The 18509-nt window shown below is 66.7% G+C and carries 17 protein-coding genes; 8 read left to right on the top strand and 9 right to left on the bottom strand.

Annotated elements, in window-relative coordinates; translation table 11 throughout:
• Positions 1-9: 9 nt before the first annotated feature.
• From KB221_05760 to KB221_05750, 3 genes are read right to left on the bottom strand one after another with little or no spacing between them, the layout of a single operon-like run.
• Complete coding sequence (locus KB221_05760) at positions 10-1863, bottom strand: TonB-dependent receptor (GenBank protein WIY70873.1); 1854 nt, start codon at positions 1861-1863, stop codon at positions 10-12.
• Between the two features lie 26 nt (positions 1864-1889).
• Positions 1890-2981, bottom strand: a complete 1092-nt coding sequence (locus KB221_05755; protein WIY70524.1) for a carboxypeptidase-like regulatory domain-containing protein — start codon at positions 2979-2981, stop codon at positions 1890-1892.
• Positions 2981-4060: a LacI family DNA-binding transcriptional regulator gene (locus KB221_05750; GenBank protein WIY70523.1), complete on the bottom strand. Its 1080-nt coding sequence runs from the start codon at positions 4058-4060 to the stop codon at positions 2981-2983. Before KB221_05750 ends, KB221_05755 begins: the two co-directional genes overlap by 1 nt.
• Before the next feature lie 256 nt (positions 4061-4316).
• Between KB221_05750 and KB221_05745 the strand changes: the two genes are divergently transcribed.
• The gene (locus KB221_05745) at positions 4317-5684 is read left to right on the top strand and encodes a GH1 family beta-glucosidase (protein ID WIY70522.1); all 1368 of its coding nucleotides are present in this window, start codon (positions 4317-4319) and stop codon (positions 5682-5684) included.
• A 4-nt stretch (positions 5685-5688) separates the two neighbouring features.
• Here KB221_05745 and KB221_05740 read toward each other — a convergent pair whose 3' ends face one another.
• The gene (locus tag KB221_05740; GenBank protein ID WIY70521.1) at positions 5689-7617 is read right to left on the bottom strand and encodes a carboxylesterase family protein; all 1929 of its coding nucleotides are present in this window, start codon (positions 7615-7617) and stop codon (positions 5689-5691) included.
• 135 nt (positions 7618-7752) lie between these two features.
• On the opposite strand from KB221_05740, the gene KB221_05735 reads away from it, so the two are divergent.
• Entirely contained in the window at positions 7753-9255 is a 1503-nt protein-coding gene (locus KB221_05735; protein ID WIY70520.1) for an HWE histidine kinase domain-containing protein, read from the top strand.
• Positions 9252-9629 carry a response regulator gene (locus tag KB221_05730; GenBank protein ID WIY70519.1) on the top strand — a complete coding sequence of 126 codons (378 nt, stop codon included), beginning with the start codon at positions 9252-9254 and terminating at the stop codon, positions 9627-9629. The genes KB221_05735 and KB221_05730 overlap by 4 nt, the downstream gene beginning before the upstream one ends.
• An 11-nt stretch (positions 9630-9640) precedes the next feature.
• Here KB221_05730 and KB221_05725 read toward each other — a convergent pair whose 3' ends face one another.
• The 4 genes from KB221_05725 to KB221_05710 all read right to left on the bottom strand — a co-directional run bounded on the left by KB221_05725 (position 9641) and on the right by KB221_05710 (position 14171).
• Positions 9641-10471, bottom strand: a complete 831-nt coding sequence (locus KB221_05725) for a GDSL-type esterase/lipase family protein (protein WIY70518.1) — start codon at positions 10469-10471, stop codon at positions 9641-9643.
• A 74-nt stretch (positions 10472-10545) separates the two neighbouring features.
• Entirely contained in the window at positions 10546-12129 is a 1584-nt protein-coding gene (locus KB221_05720; protein WIY70517.1) for an NAD(P)/FAD-dependent oxidoreductase, read from the bottom strand.
• Between the two features lie 183 nt (positions 12130-12312).
• Positions 12313-13128, bottom strand: coding sequence for a DUF817 domain-containing protein (locus tag KB221_05715; protein WIY70872.1), 816 nt, complete (start codon positions 13126-13128; stop codon positions 12313-12315).
• Between the two features lie 44 nt (positions 13129-13172).
• Positions 13173-14171, bottom strand: a complete 999-nt coding sequence (locus KB221_05710; protein ID WIY70516.1) for an AraC family transcriptional regulator — start codon at positions 14169-14171, stop codon at positions 13173-13175.
• A 184-nt stretch (positions 14172-14355) separates the two neighbouring features.
• Between KB221_05710 and KB221_05705 the strand changes: the two genes are divergently transcribed.
• Positions 14356-15171, top strand: a complete 816-nt coding sequence (locus tag KB221_05705) for a DUF2306 domain-containing protein (GenBank protein ID WIY70515.1) — start codon at positions 14356-14358, stop codon at positions 15169-15171.
• Positions 15172-15187: 16 nt separating this feature from the next.
• Here KB221_05705 and queF read toward each other — a convergent pair whose 3' ends face one another.
• Positions 15188-15649 (bottom strand): preQ(1) synthase, encoded by a 462-nt coding sequence (gene queF / locus KB221_05700; GenBank protein WIY70514.1) that lies wholly within the window; start codon positions 15647-15649, stop codon positions 15188-15190.
• A 508-nt stretch (positions 15650-16157) separates the two neighbouring features.
• Between queF and KB221_05695 the strand changes: the two genes are divergently transcribed.
• From KB221_05695 to KB221_05680, 4 genes are all read left to right on the top strand, one after another.
• On the top strand, positions 16158-17084 hold the full coding sequence (locus KB221_05695) for a nitronate monooxygenase family protein (GenBank protein ID WIY70513.1): 927 nt from the start codon (positions 16158-16160) through the stop codon (positions 17082-17084).
• A gap of 32 nt (positions 17085-17116) precedes the next feature.
• On the top strand, positions 17117-17818 hold the full coding sequence (locus KB221_05690) for a porin (protein WIY70512.1): 702 nt from the start codon (positions 17117-17119) through the stop codon (positions 17816-17818).
• Between the two features lie 51 nt (positions 17819-17869).
• The gene (locus KB221_05685; protein WIY70511.1) at positions 17870-18082 is read left to right on the top strand and encodes a hypothetical protein; all 213 of its coding nucleotides are present in this window, start codon (positions 17870-17872) and stop codon (positions 18080-18082) included.
• 174 nt (positions 18083-18256) lie between these two features.
• The gene (locus KB221_05680; protein WIY70510.1) at positions 18257-18469 is read left to right on the top strand and encodes a cold-shock protein; all 213 of its coding nucleotides are present in this window, start codon (positions 18257-18259) and stop codon (positions 18467-18469) included.
• Positions 18470-18509 lie beyond the last annotated feature (40 nt).

Raw genomic sequence — 18509 nt, 5'->3', positions numbered from 1 at the left:
GGGGAGAAACTACCAGCGGTAACGCAGACCCAGCTGGAAGCTGCGGGTGGGGATGTACTGGTTGTTCGGCACGCCATAGTTGGGCGAGCAGAGGCACTGTTCGAAGCCGTTGTAGTTCTCGAAGTTGAACACATTGATCGCGTCGAAGATCATTTCGACGGTCTGGCCGTTGAACACGTCGAACGACTTGGTCAGGCGCAGGTCGATCTGGCGGAAGGCGAAGGTATCCGTGAACAGGAAGTCCTGTCCCTCGGGCCGGCCGCCATTCCAGCAGATGTCCGGGTTCGAGGCGGTCGGGCAGACGAACTGGTGGAAGGGCAGGCCCGAACCCAGGGTCAGGATACCCGACAGTCGGAAGTCCATCGGCAGGGCGACGATGCCCGTGGCCACGATCCGGTGCCGCTCGTCCTGGTTGGTCGGGAAGGTCGGCGACAGGCCCGGGCGGTTGTAGTCGAAGTCGAAGCCACCGATGCCGCCGTCACGGCTGCCGTTCCGTTCGGCTTCCGACAGGGTGTAGGTGAACGACATGCCCCAGCCGCTATCGGTGTCGAACGGCCTGTCGACTGTCAGATACATGGCCTTGAAGGTCTGCTCGGCGTCGTTGTTGCCGAAGAAGATCAGGTTGCGGAACTCCGGATGGCCGACCGAACCGGGCGTGGGGCCGGAGAAGCGGTTGCCCGTCTCCGAACCCGCGTTGGCGATGTACCAGGCGAACAGGTTCTCGGTCTTGCCGTAGGCGAAGGTCAGCGAGGTCTGGAAGTCGCCGAACTTCTGGCGGAGACCGAGGTTGAACTGGTCGGTCCGCGGCGGCTCCATGTCGTTGTTGAGCAGGAAGATCTCGCCGGACCCGGGGGCCGCGTCGAGCAGCGGATCGAGACCGGCCGGGGTCAGATAGGTCGGGTTCCAGGCCACGGTGTTGACGCCGCCGCGCATGCCGCCGCCCACGGAGAAGAAGATCTCCTTGTTGAACTGGAAGGCCTTGAAGCGCTCGTCGAAGGCGAAGTTGAAGCCGACGCGGTCGTAGTAGCGGCCGGCACCGCCGAAGATCACCGTCCGCTCGTCGTCGAAGACGTCGAACGAGAAGCCGATCCGCGGCTGGAAGGCACCGGTGAAGGCATCGCGGCCGTCGGTGATGTAGTCCGCCGGGTTGAAGTAGGACGGGAAGTCATAGCCGGGCAGCGCCTGGATGGCGTTCAGCGTGTCGCGGATGGCCTGCGGCGTCGAATAGTCGTTGTTGACCGCATTGTCCTCATAGTCCCAGCGCAGGCCGAGATTGACTTCCAGCTGGCTCGTGATCTGCCAGTCGTCCTGGATGTAGAGGCCGAAGACATTGTTATCGACATCGGCCGGCGCGACCTCGGCACCGAGTTCAACCCGGACCGGAATGTCGCGGCTGCCATTGATTTCCGGCCGCGCATCGACGTCGAAGATGAACTGCGGGTTCCGGCCGAACTGCTTGTTCACATACATGTTCTGGGCAGAGAACTTCACGCCCATCTTGATGGTGTGGTTGCCGTTCCATTCGATGTCGTTGAACGTCAGGTCATCGCGGAACGTGAAGCTGCGCTGGCGGATGTCCTGGTTGTTGCTCTGGCCGCCGGTGTTGAACACCGTGTCTTCGCGGTTGAACACATTGTACTGGAAGCCCGCCGTGCCGGCGTTGTCGTCGCGGAAGATGACGTACGACCGGCCGTAGTCCGAGAAGTTCAGCGCGGTCGGGTTGTAGGTGTACTCATAAAAGTCGAACTGGGCCTCGTTCAGGAAGCCGTCGCCCTGGTACTGGTGACGCAGGACGATCGAGGCCACGTCGGTGTTGATCTGGTTGGCGCGGCTGTAGGCGTTGTTGCCGCCGAAGTCGCGGATGTCAGCCTCGGTGCGGTAGGTCGCGCTCAGGTCCAGCCGTTGGCGATCATCGATCGACCACGACAGCTTGCCGAAGAACAGGTCCTCTTCAAACGGTGCCTCGAACGTGCCCGTGTCCGCGCCGAACAGCGGCGCATAGGCTGCGCGGAACAACTGCACGGTGTTGTAGCGGGTCTCGTCCTTGCGCTCGTAGGCGCCGAAGAAGTGCAGACGGTCCTCGATGATCGGGCCGCCGATGGAGCCGCCGTACTGCAGCCGCTCGACGCCCACTTCACGTCCGAAGCGTCTTCCGAGGTCCAGTCGCTGTCCTGGTAGGTGATGAAGGCGTCGCCGGTCAGCTCATTGGTGCCCGAACGGGTCACCGAGGTGATGATCGAGGACGAGGCCTGCTCATACTCGGCCTTGAAGTTCTGGGAGATGACCCGGAACTCCTGGATGGCGACCTGCGGGAAGGGGTTGCCGCGGCTGTCGTCCTGACCGCCGACGCCGCCGTCGATGATGGTCGACTTCTGGTTCTGGCCGTCGATGAAGACGTTGATCGCCGAGGCACCCTGGCCGCCGGCGGAGATCGTCCGCTCGGTCTCACCCTCGGTCACCCGCACGCCGGGCGCGAGCGCCGCGAAATTCAGGAAGTTGCGGCTGATCTGCGGCAGGTTGTTGATCTGGGTCTGGCTGACGTTGGTCGCCACTTCCGACGTCCGCACCTCGAAGATGCGGCGGCCGGTGACGATCACGTCGTCCAGTTCGGAACCGTCTGTGGAACCGGTTACAACCGGGGTCACATCAAGATCGAGCGTGGCCACCTGGCCCAGGGCGATGGTGATCACATCCTCGACCGTCTGGCCGTCCGCCGAGGTCACGTTGATCCGGTAGGTGCCGGGACGAAGGCCCGAGAGCACATAGCCACCGTCGTCGCCGATGCGGTCGCGGCTGACATAGCCGGTCGAGACTTCGGTCGCCGTGATGGTGCCGCCGGCCTCGACCGCCTGGCCTTCATAGATCGTCCCCCGGAGGGTGGACGTGGCGCCCTGGGCCGAGGCCCCGCCGGCGCAGGCCAGAGAGACGGCCATGGCGAGGGCCGAGGCGGCCCCCAGATACTGGATGGATTTGCGGGTCATCAGGTCTTCTCCCCCTTCAGAGATGGCGTGTCGGCAAGGGCGTGAAGACGCCCGCCGGAGTTGGATTGGGCTTGGTTCTGTGTCGCCGGTTTGCTTGACGGGCGTACGACCAGTTCTGGGCGCACGATCTCGCAGGCGGTGTCGGCGACAGCTTCGCCCGCTGCGTTGATGAGTCGGACGAGGCGCTCGAGCGCGCTCCGGCCGGTTTCAGCGATGTGGATTCTCAGGGTCGTCAGGGCCGGCCGCACCAGACCGGCGATCGGCACATCGTCGAAACCGATGATGGCCATGTCTTCCGGGACTCGAAGCCCCGCGTCCTGGAGCGCCAGCATGGCACCGACGGCCATATTGTCATTGCCGGCGAAGACGGCGTCCGGGCGCTGTTCGCGCCGCGCCAGTTCAAGGCCCGCGGCGTGGCCGGACGACTGGGTGAACTCACCCTCGACCACGGACGTCGGCAGGCCCGCCTGGGCCATCGCCTGAAGATAGCCGGCCAGGCGTGCCTCGGCCTCGAGGTTGCCGGCGGGACCCGAAATATGGGCGATGCGGCGACGGCCGGTGGCCACCAGATGCTCGACCGCCAGGACCGCGCCGCCATGATTGTCGACCACGATGGACGGCCGGCCGGCGGCGGCACCGCCGTTCATCAGGAGAATCGGCGTCCGCCCGGCCAGGCCCGCGGCCAGGTTGGCGGCGTCCAGATGGGGCGACAGGACGATCAGGCCGTCGACCCGGCCGCGCATCGAGCGAATGGCGGCCGAGGCCTCCTCCGCATCATCATGCGAGCTGGAGACGATCAGATGATAGCCCAACGACCGGGCGGCCACGTCCATGCCGCGGATCAGTTCGGAAAAGAACTCTCCGTACAGGTCAGGCAGGATCACGCCGATTGTCTGGGTCTTGCTGGTGGACAGGCTGCGGGCACCGGAGTGCGGCACATATTGCAGCGCCTTGGCCGCTTCGAGGACCCGGTTCTTCGTGGCTTCGGTGACCGGCCCGGCACCATTCAGCACGCGCGAAACGGAGGCGACGGAAACGTCGGCCCGCTCGGCGACATCGCGGATCGTGGCGGCCTTCATGCCGCCGTCCCCACGCAGATGTGCTGGATCGCCCTCGGCGCCAAAGTCCATCCTCCCTGAGCGTTTCCAGTCCCGGCCCGCTTTGCGCGGGTCCGTCTGAAAAAACCGTGTAACCGATTACATGACACACTAGCCATGGGCCCCGCAAGTGCCCTAGTTTGGCCACACCGAGGTTGTGCTGACAGCCCGACACGCGTACCGACCGCCGCCAATCCACCCTTCCAGTCTGCGTTTACGCTCACCGAGGCCTTCGAATATGACTTCACAAAACACAGGCAACTATCGGTTTCCCGAAGGTTTTCTGTGGGGTGCCGCGACGGCTGCCTATCAGATCGAAGGCTCATCCATGGCCGACGGCGCGGGTGCCTCGATCTGGGACCGATTCAGCCACACGCCCGGGATGATGCTGAACGGCGACACCGGCGACGTGGCCTGCGACCACTACAATCGCTGGCGTGAAGACATCGCCCTGATGGAGCGACTCAACCTCCAGGCCTACCGATTCTCGGTCAGCTGGAGCCGGGTCATGCCGGAGGGCCGCGGGGCCATCAATCCGAAGGGTCTCGACTTCTACGACCGCCTGGTCGACGGCCTGCTGGAGAAGGGGATCGAGCCACTGTGCACCCTTTATCACTGGGACCTGCCGGCGGCGCTGGACGATCGCGGCGGCTGGCTGAACCCCGACATCGCCGACTGGTTCGCCGACTACGGGCAGGTCCTGTTCGAGAAATTCAAGGGCCGGGTGAAGACCTGGGGCACGATCAATGAGCCCTGGGTCATCGTCGACGGCGGCTATCTCCACGGCGCGCTCGCGCCCGGCCACAAGTCGGCCTTCGAGGCCATGATCGCCGGTCACAATGTGTTGCGGGCCCACGGTGCGGCGGTGAAGCGGTTCCGTGAAGTCGGCGAGGGCCAGATCGGCATCGTCCTCAATATCGAGCCGAAATACAGCGCCTCGGACAAGCCCGAGGACGAGGCCGCGCGCAAGCGCGCCGAGGCCCAGATGAACCGCTGGTTCCTCGACCCGCTGATGGGCCGCGGCTATCCGGAAGAGCTCAAGGACGTCTACGGCGAAGCCTATCGCGAGTTCCCGCAGGCAGATTTCGACCTGATCGCCCAGCCGACCGACTGGATGGGCCTGAACTGGTACACCCGCTCGGTGCCCGAGAACGCGCCGGACGCCTGGCCGACCCGCTCACGCCCCGTCAAACAGATTGAGCACGCCCACACCGAGACCGGCTGGGAGGTCTACCCCCCTGCCCTGACCGACACCCTCGTCTGGCTGCATGAACAGACCAACGGCCTGCCGCTGATGATCACCGAGAACGGCTCGGCCTGGTATGATCCGCCCCACGCCATCGACGGCCGGATCCACGATCCGATGCGGGTCGACTATCTGAAGAACCACCTCAAGGCGCTGCACGACGCCATCGGCAAGGGCGTCGACATCCGCGGCTACATGGCCTGGTCGCTGCTCGACAATCTCGAATGGTCGCTGGGCTATTCCAAGCGGTTCGGCATCACCCATGTGAATTTCCAGACGCAGGAGCGGACCATCAAGGATTCGGGCCTGCTCTACGCCGAGGTCATCAAGACCCACGGCGAGGTGCTGAACACGCTCTGAGCCGTCACCGGATCCGTTCGTAGAAGGCTTCGATCAGGTCCAGCCGGGCCGCATCCGGAACCGGCCCGGCCACGGGACCATCGTTGGTGAACTCCAGCAGGCGGTCGCGCCCGGCCCCGAACTCCGGCCAGGCCGGACGGCCCGGACCATTGGGATTCCCCTTGGCCGCGAAGGTCGTCCAGTAATCGGCCATGGCCGTCGCCGCCCGCGCGTCCCGCTCGCCCATCGGCCGGCCGACAGTATGCAGATTGTCGAACACATAGGGCCGCTCCGAAGCATGGGTGGCACCGCCACTGGGCTCGGGGTTGGACTCGGGCACGACGTCAAATCGATACAGATACGTCGGATGCCCGTTGGCTGCGTGCAGCCGCGCCAGATGCCGCGCTGGCTCGTTGAAGACCAGGTCGCTCAGCACATGAGCGTCATAGCCCGCCTGCCCGCCATAGGCGTCGAGGAAGGCCGCCCGTTCCTCGCGCGTCATCGCATCATCGATCGCGCCATACGGGCTCAGGTCCGATGGCTTCATCCACCAGAACTCGGCGCTGTTCGCACCGATGATCAGAGGAACGGTGGCTTCCCGACCGGCGGCGAAGGCGGCTTCGACGTCTTCGGCGACCAGGGGGGTGCCCCGGCTGTCGATGTTCAGCTGCCCCACGAGGGCGGCGGCTTCTTCCGCACTGAACCGGCCCTCGATAATTCCACTGCCCCCGGTGATGGGCGATCTGATCATCGGGGCCGATATCACCTTGCCGCCCAGCACGATCGCGAACCGCTCGCCCACGTGCGCCGCCGTAAAGCGCGCGAACCGGCGCGCGCCATAGCCGTCAAACCGGAAGGCGATGGCCGTCTGGTTCTGCGCCCCATCCGTGAGCTCGGCACGGACGATATGATCCGCATCAATCACGGCGACGGGGTCAATCCAGAGCCGCTCGCCCGCCGTGTCAGGCAAAGCGATCGCACCGGCAGAGCCCGCTTGAACCACCTGGTGGAACGACAACAGGCGCGCCGGTTGATTGCCGTCGCGCACCAGCAGATCGCCGCCGTAGAAGCTCGGAGCCGGGGTGAGCAGCTTCTCCGCGGGCGTGTCCCTTAGCTGCGCCGCCGTCGCCCCTTCGAGGGCCAGCGCTTCCGCGAACGCCTGCCCCCGATCCTGCATGGAGAGGCCGCCGTCGCGGCGCGGGCGGTCCAGCGGCGTGCCCTCGTCGCGGCCGAGGCCGGACTGCACCACCGCCCGGTGGAAGAGCCCGCGCGCCTGGGGCGCGATCATCAGCCGGGTCACCATCGTCCCGCCCGCCGACTCGCCGAAGATCGTGACATTGCCCGGATCGCCGCCGAAGGCCGCGGCGTTATCCTGCACCCAGCGCAGCGCCCTGATGATATCCATGAGGCCGTAGTTCGCCGCAGGCTCGCCCGCTACCCGCTCCGCCGCCAGCGCCGGATGATCGAAGAACCCGAGCCGCCCCAGCCGGTAGTTCACCGTCACCACGACCACCCCGCGCTTCGCCAGGTTTGTCCCGTCGTACAGCGCCGCCGTGCCGGAGCCGTTGTTCAGCCCCCCACCATGGATCCACACCATGACCGGCAAGGGCTCCACGCCGCGCTGCTCCGGCGTCCAGACGTTCAGCGTCAGGCAATCCTCACTCATGGGCAGGGGGCCGACGCCGGGATCGCCGTTGGCCGGCGGCTGGATGCAGATGGCCCCGTAATCGGTCGCCGACCGCTCGCCTTGCCAGCTTTCCGGCCGACCCGGCACGCGCCAGCGCAGGGGCCCGACCGGCGGGGCGGCGAACGGCACGCCCTTGTAGCTCTCGACCCCCTGCGCCGCCCGGCCGATCAGCAGCCCCTGCTGCGTATGAGCCCGCGGGTCTGGGCGATCGGAGTGCGGGGGAGACATCATCAGGGCGACCGCGGCGAGGATGGAAACTGGCGACATTCGACCACTCTAGCCAAAGCAGGGGACTTGGCCCACTTGGTAGCTGCCGGGATGAAACCGTACCCACCGGCAAGCGTTGCTACGGACGGGATTTGAGGCTGTCTCGCGACGGCGGTCGGGGCTATTCGGGGACAGATGACAGCGATCGAAACCGACCTCGCGGCCGCGCTGAACGCCTCGCCCAACGCCTATTTCATCGTCGGCCCCGAGCTGAAATTCGTCTGGGCGAACCCGGCCTATCTGGCGGTGACCCAGCGCACCGCCGCCGAACTGATCGGCACGCCGGTGTTCGAGGCGTTCGACGCCGGCCCGGGTCAGGACGCGCCCGAGAGCACCCGACAACTGCGCGGGTCCTTTGAAAAGGTCTTCGCCACCGGCGTGCGCAACGACATCCCGGTGATCCACTACGCCATCCCCGTTCCTGATGCAGACGGGCAACTGGCTTATGAGGACCGGTACTGGAGCGTCATCCACACGCCGCTGCTGCGCAACGGTGTCGTCGCCTATGTTCTCCAGTACGCCATCGACATCACGGAACTGGAGAACCTCCGTCGTTCCGCGGCCCATGAAGAAGCGGGGGCGCTCCACGCCATCGACGCCATCGTCGGCGGGGCCCTGCTCAGCGGAGCCCGAAGTGTCCAGGCCGACAACGTCCGGCTTGAGACCGAACGGCAGGGGCTGATGGACCTGTTCATGCAGGCCCCGGGCTTCGTTGCGGTCCTGAGCGGGCCGGAACACGTGATCCAGATCCACAACAGCGCCTACGCCCAACTGATCGGGCATCGCGACATCAGCGGCAAGCCGATCCGCGAGGCGCTGCCCGAGGTGCAGGGTCAGGGCTATTTCGAGTTTCTGGACACCGTCTACGCGACCGGCGAGCCCTACGAGGGCCGCGCCAGCCGTGTCCTGCTGCAGCGGACGCCGGATGCCCCGCTCGAGTCCCGGTTCCTCGATTTCATCTACCAGCCCATCCGGGACGCCCAGGGTGCCGTCGCCGGCATCTTCGTCCAGGGCCACGACGTCACCGAGACGGTCCGTTCGGCCGAGCGGCAGAAGCTGATGATCGACGAACTGAACCACCGGGTGAAGAACACCCTGGCCACCATCCAGTCGATCGCCGTCCAGACCGCGCGCTCCCACGCCGATCCCGCCACCTTCGCCGAGAGCTTCCAGGCCCGGCTGTTGGCCCTGTCCCACACCCACAACCTGCTGACCCGCAGCCACTGGGAGGGTGCCGATCTGGACGCGATCCTCCAGCACGAGACCGAGGCGCACGGTTCGCACCGCGTCACCCTGAACGGCCCTCTCGTCGCACTGGAGCCGGCCGCAGCCCTCTCGCTGGGCATGATCTTCCACGAACTGGCCACTAACGCCGCCAAATACGGTGCCCTGTCCGCGCTCGAGGGCCGCGTGATGGTGGACTGGGCCGTCGCGGACCAGACCCGGCCGGTTTTGAGGCTCAGCTGGCGGGAGATCGGCGGGCCACCGGTCGCGCCGCCCGAACGCCGCGGCTTCGGCAGTCGACTGATCGAACGAAACGTCCGTCATGATCTGGCGGGCGAGGTCAAACTGGCCTACGCAAGCGACGGTTTCAGCGCGGAATTCTCCGTTCCGCTCCAGAGGGATAGATCATCATGACCCAGACGTTGACGGGTCGCCGCGTTCTGGTGGTCGAGGACGAATCCCTGGTCGCCATGCTGCTGGAGACCATCCTTGAGGACATGGGCTGCACGCCCGTCGGGCCTGCGGGTACGATCGAGGACGGGCTGGCCCTGGTCGCCGACCCGGCACCGCTGGACGCCGCCCTGCTCGACGTCAATGTCGCCGGACGGCAGGTGTTTCCGGTCGCCGAAGCGCTCAGGGACCGCGGCGTGCCCTTCGTCTTCTCGACCGGCTATGGCGAGAGCGGCCTGCCGGACGAGTGGCGGGGCCACGCCACGGTGCAGAAACCCTTTACCGAAGCCGCTATCCGCGAAGCGCTGATGAAGGCCATGGGCGTGGCGCAGGTCTAGGCGACCCCGCCCTACTCGATCGTCGAGAGGAAGGGCACCAGCCGGTCGCGCCAGGCCCGGTAACCGGCCTCGTTCGGATGCACGGCGTCCATGAAGAAGGCCCGGTTCTGCTGGCCATCGCTGCCGAGGAAGGCCGGATACAGGTCGAGGTATCGGACATGACCGGCCTGGTCCGGCTCCAGGGCGAAGGCTGCCAAAGCCGCGTTCACAGGGACAACCAGCCCCGCATTCCTTTCGGGCTCCTGTGTGGGGAGCAGGGACTGGAGCACGATCCGCGCCTGTGGCTTTCGCGCATGGACCGCCGCGACAACCGCCCGAACCCCTGCCACCACACTGTCTACGGCGGGCGTTTCGGCGTCCCAGCTGTTGTTGATGCCGATCATCAGGACAACGGCGTCAGGATTCAGGTCCGGTCGGTCCAGCTCCCCCAGGCCTCCCCCGGAACGTGGCTGGATGCGGTACAGAAGGTGCTCGGTCCGGTCCCCCGAAATGCCGAGATTCAGGCCCAGACGGGACGGGTCGGCCCCGCCGAAACTCTCTTCCCAGACAGCACGGCCGCCGACCGCCCCAGGGAACCAGGGATTGTCTCCCATCGTCCAGAAATCAGTGATCGAATCCCCGAGGAACAACAGCCGCACGTCTTCGAGACTGTCCGGCTGCTCCATCCGGGTGCTGATTTCACCGAGGCGCTTCTGCCAGTATTCGATCCGTTCGGTCGGGCGGGTCGAATTGAAGCCCGCCGCGGTCTGGGCCATGGCCGGCGTCCCGGGCGCAACAAGGCCGGCGACCATCGCGACCAGAAGGGCCCGCGCCATGCCCGCGCGCGATCGATGTCGTTTCATGTCCGCTCTCCCCCCTGGAAAGGCTCGACGCTAGACGCGCCCTGCCGACCCGGCAATCCTGTCCGGAGGCCTGCCTAGCGGCCGAGGTCCTTCAGCACGGCCCGCGCCGCATTGTGCCCCGGCGCGCCGGTGACGCCGCCGCCCGGATGGGCCCCCGAACCGCACAGATAGAGCCCCGGAACAGGCATGCGGTGATCGGCGTGGCCCAGCACCGGCCGGGCGCTGAACAGCTGATCGAGCGTCAGCCGGCCGTGGAAGATGTCGCCGCCGACAAGCCCGAACCGCCGCGCCAGATCGCGCGGCCCCAGCGCCAGCCGCCCGACCACCGAGGCCTTGAAGCCCGGGGCATGGCGGTCGACGGTGTCGATCATCAGATCCGCCACCGTCTCGCGATGCTCGTCACCGAGCGTGGGGTCGACGTGCTGGCAGAACAGGCTGGCGACATGCTGGCCGGCGGGCGCGAGGCTGTCGTCGAGGGTCGAGGGGATCAGCATCTCGACGATCGGCTGCGACGACCAGCCGTTCAGCCGCGCCTCGGCATGGGCCCGGTCCATATAGGCCAGCGACGGGGCGATGATGATGCCGGCGGTCAGGTGGTCGCCGGTCCCCGGCAGCGATGTGAAGTTGGGCAGCGCCGACAGGGCCACATTCATGCGGAAAGTGCCCGAGCCTGACTGGTAGTTTCCGATCCGCTCGCGGAAGTCCGCAGGCACCACGGCGTCATCGACGAACCGTTCGAACAGCAGGCGCGGATGCAGGTTGGACACCACCGCCCGCGCCCGCACGACACCGCCCGCCTCGGTGACGGCACCGACGGCCCGGCCCTTCTCGGTCAGGACCTCGGCGATCGGTGCCTCCAGCCGCACCTCGACGCCCTGCTCGGCGCAGGCCGCGGCCATGGCCTGGGTGATGGCACCCATGCCGCCGATCGCGTGACCCCAGACGCCCTTGCGCCCGTTCACCTCGCCGAAGACGTGATGCAGCAGCACATAGGCCGAGCCGGGCGTGTAGGGGCTGGCGTAGTTGCCGACGACGCTGTCGAAGCCGAACAGCGCCTTGATCGGATCGCTCTCGAACCAGCCGTCCAGCCAGTCGCCGGCCGACTTGGCGAACAGGTCCAGCAGGTCACGGCGCCCCTGGGTGTCCAGCCCCGCGGCCTGTTTGCCCAGCGACGCGCCCTTCAGCAGTTCGGGCAGCATGGCCATCCAGCCGCCCTCGACCATGTTGGGCGGGGCCTTCAGGATCCAGTCGCGCAGCACCGCCGCGATGACCTCGAGCCGGCGCTCGTATTCGGGCAGGCGCTCCGCATCGCGCGTCGAGAATTTCGCCAGCTGTGATTGCGTCCGCCCCTCGCCCGCCAGGAAATGGCGGCCGTCGTCGAAGGGCAGGAAGTTGGACACCTTGCGCTCGACCACCCGCAGCCCGTGCCGGGCCAGGTCCATGTCGGCGATGACCTTCGGATTCAGCAGGCTGACCGTGTAGCTGGCGGTGGAGTTGCGGAAACCGGGGTGGAATTCCTCCGTCACCGCCGCCCCGCCGACCACATGCCGCCGCTCCAGCACCGTCACCTTCAGCCCGGCCCGCGCCAGATAGAAGGCGCAGACGAGGCCGTTGTGGCCTCCGCCGAGGATGACGACGTCGGTGGTGGTGGTGGTCATGAAAACTCCCTCGCCTCTCCTCTAAGCTATCGTCATCCTCCGGCAAGCCGCGCCTTCGCGGCGCAGACCGGGGGACCCAGCGGCGCCGAAGGCGACCTGTCCAGCCGCGCTCCCGGCAGGTTCGCGCTCTCGCGCGCCGCTGGGTCCCCCGGTCTCGCTGCGCTCGCCGGAGGATGACGAGAGCTATCTGAGCAGCCGCTCTTCCTCCGGCCGGTGCACCAGCGACACCAGCACCACGCTGATCATCATCAGCAGGAACCAGCTGCCCAGCTTGGCCAGCGACACTGGCTCCCAGCCGTCCTCCTGTCCCGGATAGGCCCAGGCCTGGGCGTATGTGCCGACGTTCTCGGCCAGCCAGATGAAGACCGCGACCAGGAAGAAGCCGAGCAGGAACGGCATCGTCCGACGCTTCCGGTCCGGTGTGAAATAGAACCAGCCGCGCCCGAACAGCACCGCCGTCAGGGCGAACAGGGCCAGTCGGATGTCCGGCAGCCAGTGGTGGGCGAAGAAGTTGACGTAGATCGCCGCGGCCAGAACCCAGGTCGTCCACAGCGGCGGATAGTGGCGGAATTTGATGTCGAAGATGCGCCAGATGCGGGCGATGTAGCTGCCGACCGCCGCATACATGAAGCCCGAGAAGAGCGGCACCATGCCTATGCGCAGCAGGCTGTCCTCCGGATAGATCCACGACCCGTGCTGGGTCTTGAACAGCTCCATGATCGTGCCGACCACGTGGAAGACGAAGATCACCCTCGCCTCCTCCCAGCTCTCCAGCCTGAGGATCAGCATGGCCGCCTGGATGGCCAGCGCCGCGACGACGAGGAAGTCATACCGGCTGACCGGCGCCCCCTCCGGCCACCACAGATGCGTCGCCAGCAAGAGGGCCAGCATCGCCCCGCCGAACAGGCAGGCCCAGGCCTGCTTGATCCCGAACATCAGGAATTCGAAGCCGTAGCGGGACCATGCGGCGCGGTCGGCCCAGGTCTGCAGCCGGCCCAGCCAGTGGCGGCCCCAGGTTTCGAGGGGAAGGCGGCGCGGCTCGGTCAAGACGGCCGACGACTGGCCGCCCGGAAGGCCCGGGGCGTCACGCCGACCTGCGCCCGGAAGGCCCGGTTGAACGGACCGACGGAGCCGAAGCCGCACTCGAACGCGACGTCCAGAATGGGCTGGCCCTGATCCGGGTCGGCCAGCAGGCGTTTCGCGCGCTCGATCCTGTGGTGGTTGATCAGCCGGTTGAAGTTCGGGAAGCCCAGAACGGTGCTGATGCACTGGGACACCTTGTATTCCGGCTGGCCGAGGCGCGCCGCGACATCGCCGATCCTGAGGTCGGGTCGAGCGTCGATGGCTTCGTCGCGCAGCAACCGCTCAAGCCGTTCGGCGAGGCGTCTGTCCTCTTCCGTCGGCGTCCGGCGCGCCGACCGCGTCCCGTCCGACGGGGCCAGGGGATGGCGCAGGCGATACCAGACCGCTGCCGAGGCCCCGACCAGACCGACGACACAGCAGGCGATCCGGATCAGGTCGGTCCGCCAGGCCTCGGCGGGACCCGCACTGGAGACTCCCGACCCCAGAACCGTCACCAACTGCGCCGCATAGATCGCGAGGAAGGCGAGCCGGAACCGCTTCTCCAGCACCCCGATATCACCCCGGCGCGGCTGGAACGGCTCTATGAAGGTCAACAACATGGCCGCCGAGCCGCTGAGCCCATAGACGTTCCCGGCGAAGCCGTAGAGGCCGCCTTCGGTCGGCGCGAGGACCGTCAGCGCGCCTGCGACCGCAACCACCGTCGCAACCATGCGGGGCCACCAGACGTCGCGGGGCGCTGGATCGAACAGGGCCCGGGTCAGCAGCCAGGCCCATCCGCAGGCCCCTGCGCCGACGAGCGAAAACAGGATTCCGGTACCTCCGTCGGTCAGACGGCCCGCGATGTAGCAGACGAAGGAGACCGCGCAGAGCGCCGCATAGGCCTCAAGACGACTGGGTGCCCGCCGGGGCCATGAGGCCCGGCTGACGACCGGAACGCTGGGAAATGGCTGCGTGGACACCGATCCTCCCGGGGCGCTGACGGATTCATGACCCGCCAGCACGGCCCTGTCCAGCGCGCCGCCGCCCGTCCCTGCCGGTCCGGCACAGGAATTTCTGGCCGATTTCCAAATCGGCGAGACGCCCGGCCCAGATCGCCCGCATCCCTGCCGACGCCTCGCTTTCCGGGGCCGGTCGGGAGACATCATGTCCAGCATTTCTACACCGGTGCCCACTGGCGGCACCGCAAAAGCCCTGCGTTGGGCCGGCATTCTCTGGTTCGTCGTCGCCGCCATCGGCCAGGCGGCCTTCGTCGGCTTCATCCTCGCCTTCTACGGCACGCGGACCGTGGCCGGGAACTACGCCGGCTGGAACGACAAGCCGCTGATCGACGGCTATATCTCCGGCGATCAGACCGGGAATTTCGTCTTCGCCGCCCATGTGCTGCTGGCGTCGCTCGTGACCCTGGCCGGACTCATGCAACTGGTCCCGGCGATCCGGCGCGCCTTCCCGGCCCTGCACCGCTGGAGCGGACGGACCTTCCTCTTCGTGGCCGGCGTCATGGCGTTGAGCGGCTTCTGGCTGACCCTCGTCCGCGGGACCTCGTTGTCCGACGTCTCCTCGGCCGCCATCGTGATCGATGGTCTGCTGATCCTCATCTTCGGCGCGCTGGCGTGGCGGCATGCCGTCAAGCGCCGGTTCGACCAGCACCGGGTCTGGGCGATGCGCACCTTCATGGCGGTCAGCGGCGTCTGGTTTCTCAGGATCGGCATCATGGGCTGGGTGCTGGTCAACCAGGGACCGGTCGGCATGTCGGGCACCCTGTCGGGTCCGGCCGACATCGTCCTCGTCTTCGGCAGCTATCTGATCCCGCTGGGCTTGCTGGAGCTCTATTTCAGGGCCGGGCGCAGCGCCCATGCGGCACCGAAGCTTCTGACCGCGGCCCTCGTTCTCTTCGCCGCGGCCTTCACGGCGATCGGAGTCTTCGGAACGATCGCCCTCATGTGGGGACCGTACCTTTAGGAGGAGACCGGGCGGCCTACCCCCGACCGCGATAGGTCGGCACGCCCTGGTCCGGCAGCCACAGCCCTTCCGGCGCAGTGCCGGTCTGCCAGAAGACGTCGATCGGGATACCGCCGCGCGGATACCAGTAGCCGCCGATGCGCAGCCATTTCGGCTGCAGCAGGTCGGCGATCTTCCGCCCGATGGCCACGGTGCAGTCCTCATGGAAGGCACCGTGGTTGCGGAAGGCGGTCAGGTACAGCTTCAGGCTCTTGGACTCGACCAGCCAGTCGCCCGGCGCATAGTCGATGACGATGTGGGCGAAGTCCGGCTGGCCCGTCACCGGGCACAGGCTGGTGAACTCCGGCGCGGTGAAGCGGGTCAGATACAGCATTCCCGGATGGGGATTGGGCACCCGTTCCAGCTCGGCCGTTTCCGGGCTGGAGGGCTGGGCGGTTTGCTGGCCGAGCTGGTGCAGGCCTGAGGTGTCAGTGGTCATGTCCGGGAGGGTTTCAACTTGCGGGCCTCGGAGGGCCCGAGGCATGAATGCACATTAGCGGGGAGATACGGCGGTGGGGAACCGATTTCAAAAGCCGTGCATCATCCTGAGCCTTTCAGCGATGGCGGTTGGTGCAACGGGCTGCGGCCTGTCAGCTCCGGCCTATTCCATACCATCCCTTCCCGAAGGGTATGCAGGACAGGTCACAGTCAACTGCGGGGTGACTCCGAATGGTCCATTGACAGACTGCCGGATCGTCAACGAGACGCCGGCGGGTGCCGGGTTCGGCGAGGCCGCGCTCGCCGCCGCGCAGCGGTCACGCTTGTCAGCCGGTACCGTGGATCCGTTCAACCGCGACCCACGGGTGGAATACACGCTTCGCTTCCGCTCCCTGGACGAACTTGAAATCCCTCCGCCCGCAGCCCCCGAGCCGCCGCGCTGACGCTTCCATTTGCCTTCCCCAGCGACAGCCCGCTATCCGTAGCGAAAGACAACCCGGGGACACGTCATGGCCATTCCGACTTCGCTGCAACACGGTCTGAAACTGCCGGTCATCGCCGCGCCCATGTTCCTGGTCTCCGGACCGGATCTGGTGGTCGAGACCTGTAACGCCGGCGTCATCGGCACCTTCCCGTCGCTGAACCAGCGCACGACCGAGGGCTATCGGGAGTGGCTGCACGAGATCAAGGCGCGCCTGAACCCCGACGCCGCGGCCTTCGGGGTCAACCACATCGTCCATCCGACCAACCCGCGCCTGATGGCCGACATGATGGTCTCGGTCGAGGAGAAGGTGCCGCTGATCATCACCTCGCTGGGCGCGGTGCGCGATGTGGTCGAGGCAGTGCACGGCTATGGCGGGGTGGTCTTCCACGACATCGCCAATGTCCGCCATGCCCGCAAGGCGGCCGAGGCGGGCGTCGACGGCCTGATCCTGGTGGCCAACGGCGCCGGCGGCCACGCCGGCGTGGTCAATCCGTTCGCCCTGGTCGAGGAGGTGAGGTCCTTCTACGACGGGACCATCATCCTGTCCGGCTGCCTGTCGACCGGCGGCGACGTGGCGGCCTCCATCATGATGGGCGCCGACTTCGCCTATATGGGCACCCGCTTCATCTCGACGACCGAGTCGATGGCCCAGTCCGAGTACAAGCAGATGATCGTCGAGTCCGGTGCCTCGGACATCACCTACACCCCCGCCGTCTCGGGCATTCCGGCCAATTTCCTGACGCCCTCGCTGGTCGCCAATGGCATCGACCCGAAATCCCTGCCCGAACACAAGCTCGACATGGCCGACGAGGCCAAGGCCTGGAAAACCGTCTGGTCCGCCGGTCAGGGCTCGGCCGGGGTGCGTGACGTTCTGCCCACGGCTCAGCTTATCCATCGGCTGACGGACGAATTTACGCAGGCTTGTAACAAATTCGACAAGAAGCGGCTCTAGACCCCGCCTCGATCAAACGAGGCGATTCACACATGCTCCGCACCCTGACGACCGCCGGTGTTCTGGCGACCACCCTGCTGGCCTTCGCCGTTCCGGCCGCCGCCCAGGACGCCGCAGCGGGCAGCTGGGCCTTCGCGGTCGGTGCGGGCACGGACAATCGCTCCAAGGGCGCGTCCAAGTCTGACGGTGACGCCTATGCCTGGGGCGAGGCCGAATGGGAGAGCGCCTCCGGCCTGCTGTATGGCGGGGCCGGATTGCAGACCATCAAGAGCTCCAGCGGGTCCGAGCTCGAGGCGGAAGTGGGTTTCGGCGTGCGGCCCGAGATCGCCGGCTTCGACCTCGACCTGAACGCCACCCACAAGTCCCAGATCGATGCGGCCTCCGGCTATGACAACACCGCCTGGGAACTGACCGCCGACGTCAAGCGCTCGATCGGCCCGGCCAGCGGACGCGTCCGCTTCCAGTATTCGCCCGACGGCATGGGCGGGACAGAGGCCTGGACCTGGGTCGAGGCCCGCCTCGGCTGGGACTTCACCGACCGTCTGGAAGGCACGGCCGCCATCGGCCGTCGCGAACAGGACAACAGCCTCGACTACACGGCCTGGAACGCCGGGGTGACCTACGCCCTGACCGACAGGATCGACGCCGACGTGCGCTACTACGCCACCGACGCCGAAGTTCCGGGCGAGCAATATGCCGACAGCCTGGTGGCCACGCTCAGCCTGGCGTTCTGATCCTTCGACAGGGCCCCTCGCATTTCGCGCCGGGGTCCCTATCTAGGACAAATGAGCAGCCATCGTCCCACGACCCTCGAACGCGCCTATGAGCTGGCGCGCGGCGGAGGCTGCCGCACCGTCGGCGAGATCAAACAGGCCCTCCAGGCGGAAGGCTTCGAGCGGATACAGGATTCCCTGTACGGCCCGACCCTGACAGCCGCCCTGCGCAAGCTCTGCCAGGAGCACTATGTCGCCACGCCCGAGGGCGAAGCCGCCGAATAGCAGGGCCTTTAGGCCTGTCTTGATTTTGACGCGCCGCCAGTCCAAAAGCGTTTTTGTCGAGCTCTCTGCGAAACGCCACCCTCTGCTTTCGCACTGAGGTCTAGCCGCTCCTTTCAGACCCGACAGACCGCAGGGGCTTTTCCCTGTGGTCAACTGCTAGCGGAGGTCCTGAAAATGGCTACCGGCACTGTTAAATGGTTCAACTCCACCAAGGGCTACGGCTTCATCCAGCCTGACGACGGCGGCAAGGACGTTTTCGTCCACATCTCGGCTGTCGAACAAGCGGGCCTGCGCGGCCTCGATGAAAACCAGAAGGTTTCCTACGAAATCGAGCGCGACAAGCGTTCGGGCAAGGAATCGGCTGGTCAGCTGAAGACCGAAGGCTGAGTTCACGCGTCGGGCCTTACCGACGCATGATTTCGACGGC

The organism is Aquidulcibacter paucihalophilus, assembly GCA_030285985.1.
Classification (GTDB): Bacteria; Pseudomonadota; Alphaproteobacteria; order Caulobacterales; family Caulobacteraceae; genus Brevundimonas.
Note: the sequence above shows the minus strand (reverse complement) of the source record. Positions and strands in the feature narration are given on the sequence as shown.

Bases quoted from the DNA above. Each gene is read 5' to 3' on its own strand.
- KB221_05755 (WIY70524.1), bottom strand. From the start codon at position 2,981: ATGACCCGCAAATCCATCCAGTATCTGGGGGCCGCCTCGGCCCTCGCC.
- KB221_05750 (WIY70523.1), bottom strand. From the start codon at position 4,060: ATGAAGGCCGCCACGATCCGCGATGTCGCCGAGCGGGCCGACGTTTCC.
- KB221_05745 (WIY70522.1), top strand. From the start codon at position 4,317: ATGACTTCACAAAACACAGGCAACTATCGGTTTCCCGAAGGTTTTCTG.
- KB221_05740 (WIY70521.1), bottom strand. From the start codon at position 7,617: ATGTCGCCAGTTTCCATCCTCGCCGCGGTCGCCCTGATGATGTCTCCC.
- KB221_05735 (WIY70520.1), top strand. From the start codon at position 7,753: ATGACAGCGATCGAAACCGACCTCGCGGCCGCGCTGAACGCCTCGCCC.
- KB221_05730 (WIY70519.1), top strand. From the start codon at position 9,252: ATGACCCAGACGTTGACGGGTCGCCGCGTTCTGGTGGTCGAGGACGAA.
- KB221_05725 (WIY70518.1), bottom strand. From the start codon at position 10,471: ATGAAACGACATCGATCGCGCGCGGGCATGGCGCGGGCCCTTCTGGTC.
- KB221_05720 (WIY70517.1), bottom strand. From the start codon at position 12,129: ATGACCACCACCACCACCGACGTCGTCATCCTCGGCGGAGGCCACAAC.
- KB221_05705 (WIY70515.1), top strand. From the start codon at position 14,356: ATGTCCAGCATTTCTACACCGGTGCCCACTGGCGGCACCGCAAAAGCC.
- queF (WIY70514.1), bottom strand. From the start codon at position 15,649: ATGACCACTGACACCTCAGGCCTGCACCAGCTCGGCCAGCAAACCGCC.
- KB221_05695 (WIY70513.1), top strand. From the start codon at position 16,158: ATGGCCATTCCGACTTCGCTGCAACACGGTCTGAAACTGCCGGTCATC.
- KB221_05690 (WIY70512.1), top strand. From the start codon at position 17,117: ATGCTCCGCACCCTGACGACCGCCGGTGTTCTGGCGACCACCCTGCTG.
- KB221_05685 (WIY70511.1), top strand. From the start codon at position 17,870: ATGAGCAGCCATCGTCCCACGACCCTCGAACGCGCCTATGAGCTGGCG.
- KB221_05680 (WIY70510.1), top strand. From the start codon at position 18,257: ATGGCTACCGGCACTGTTAAATGGTTCAACTCCACCAAGGGCTACGGC.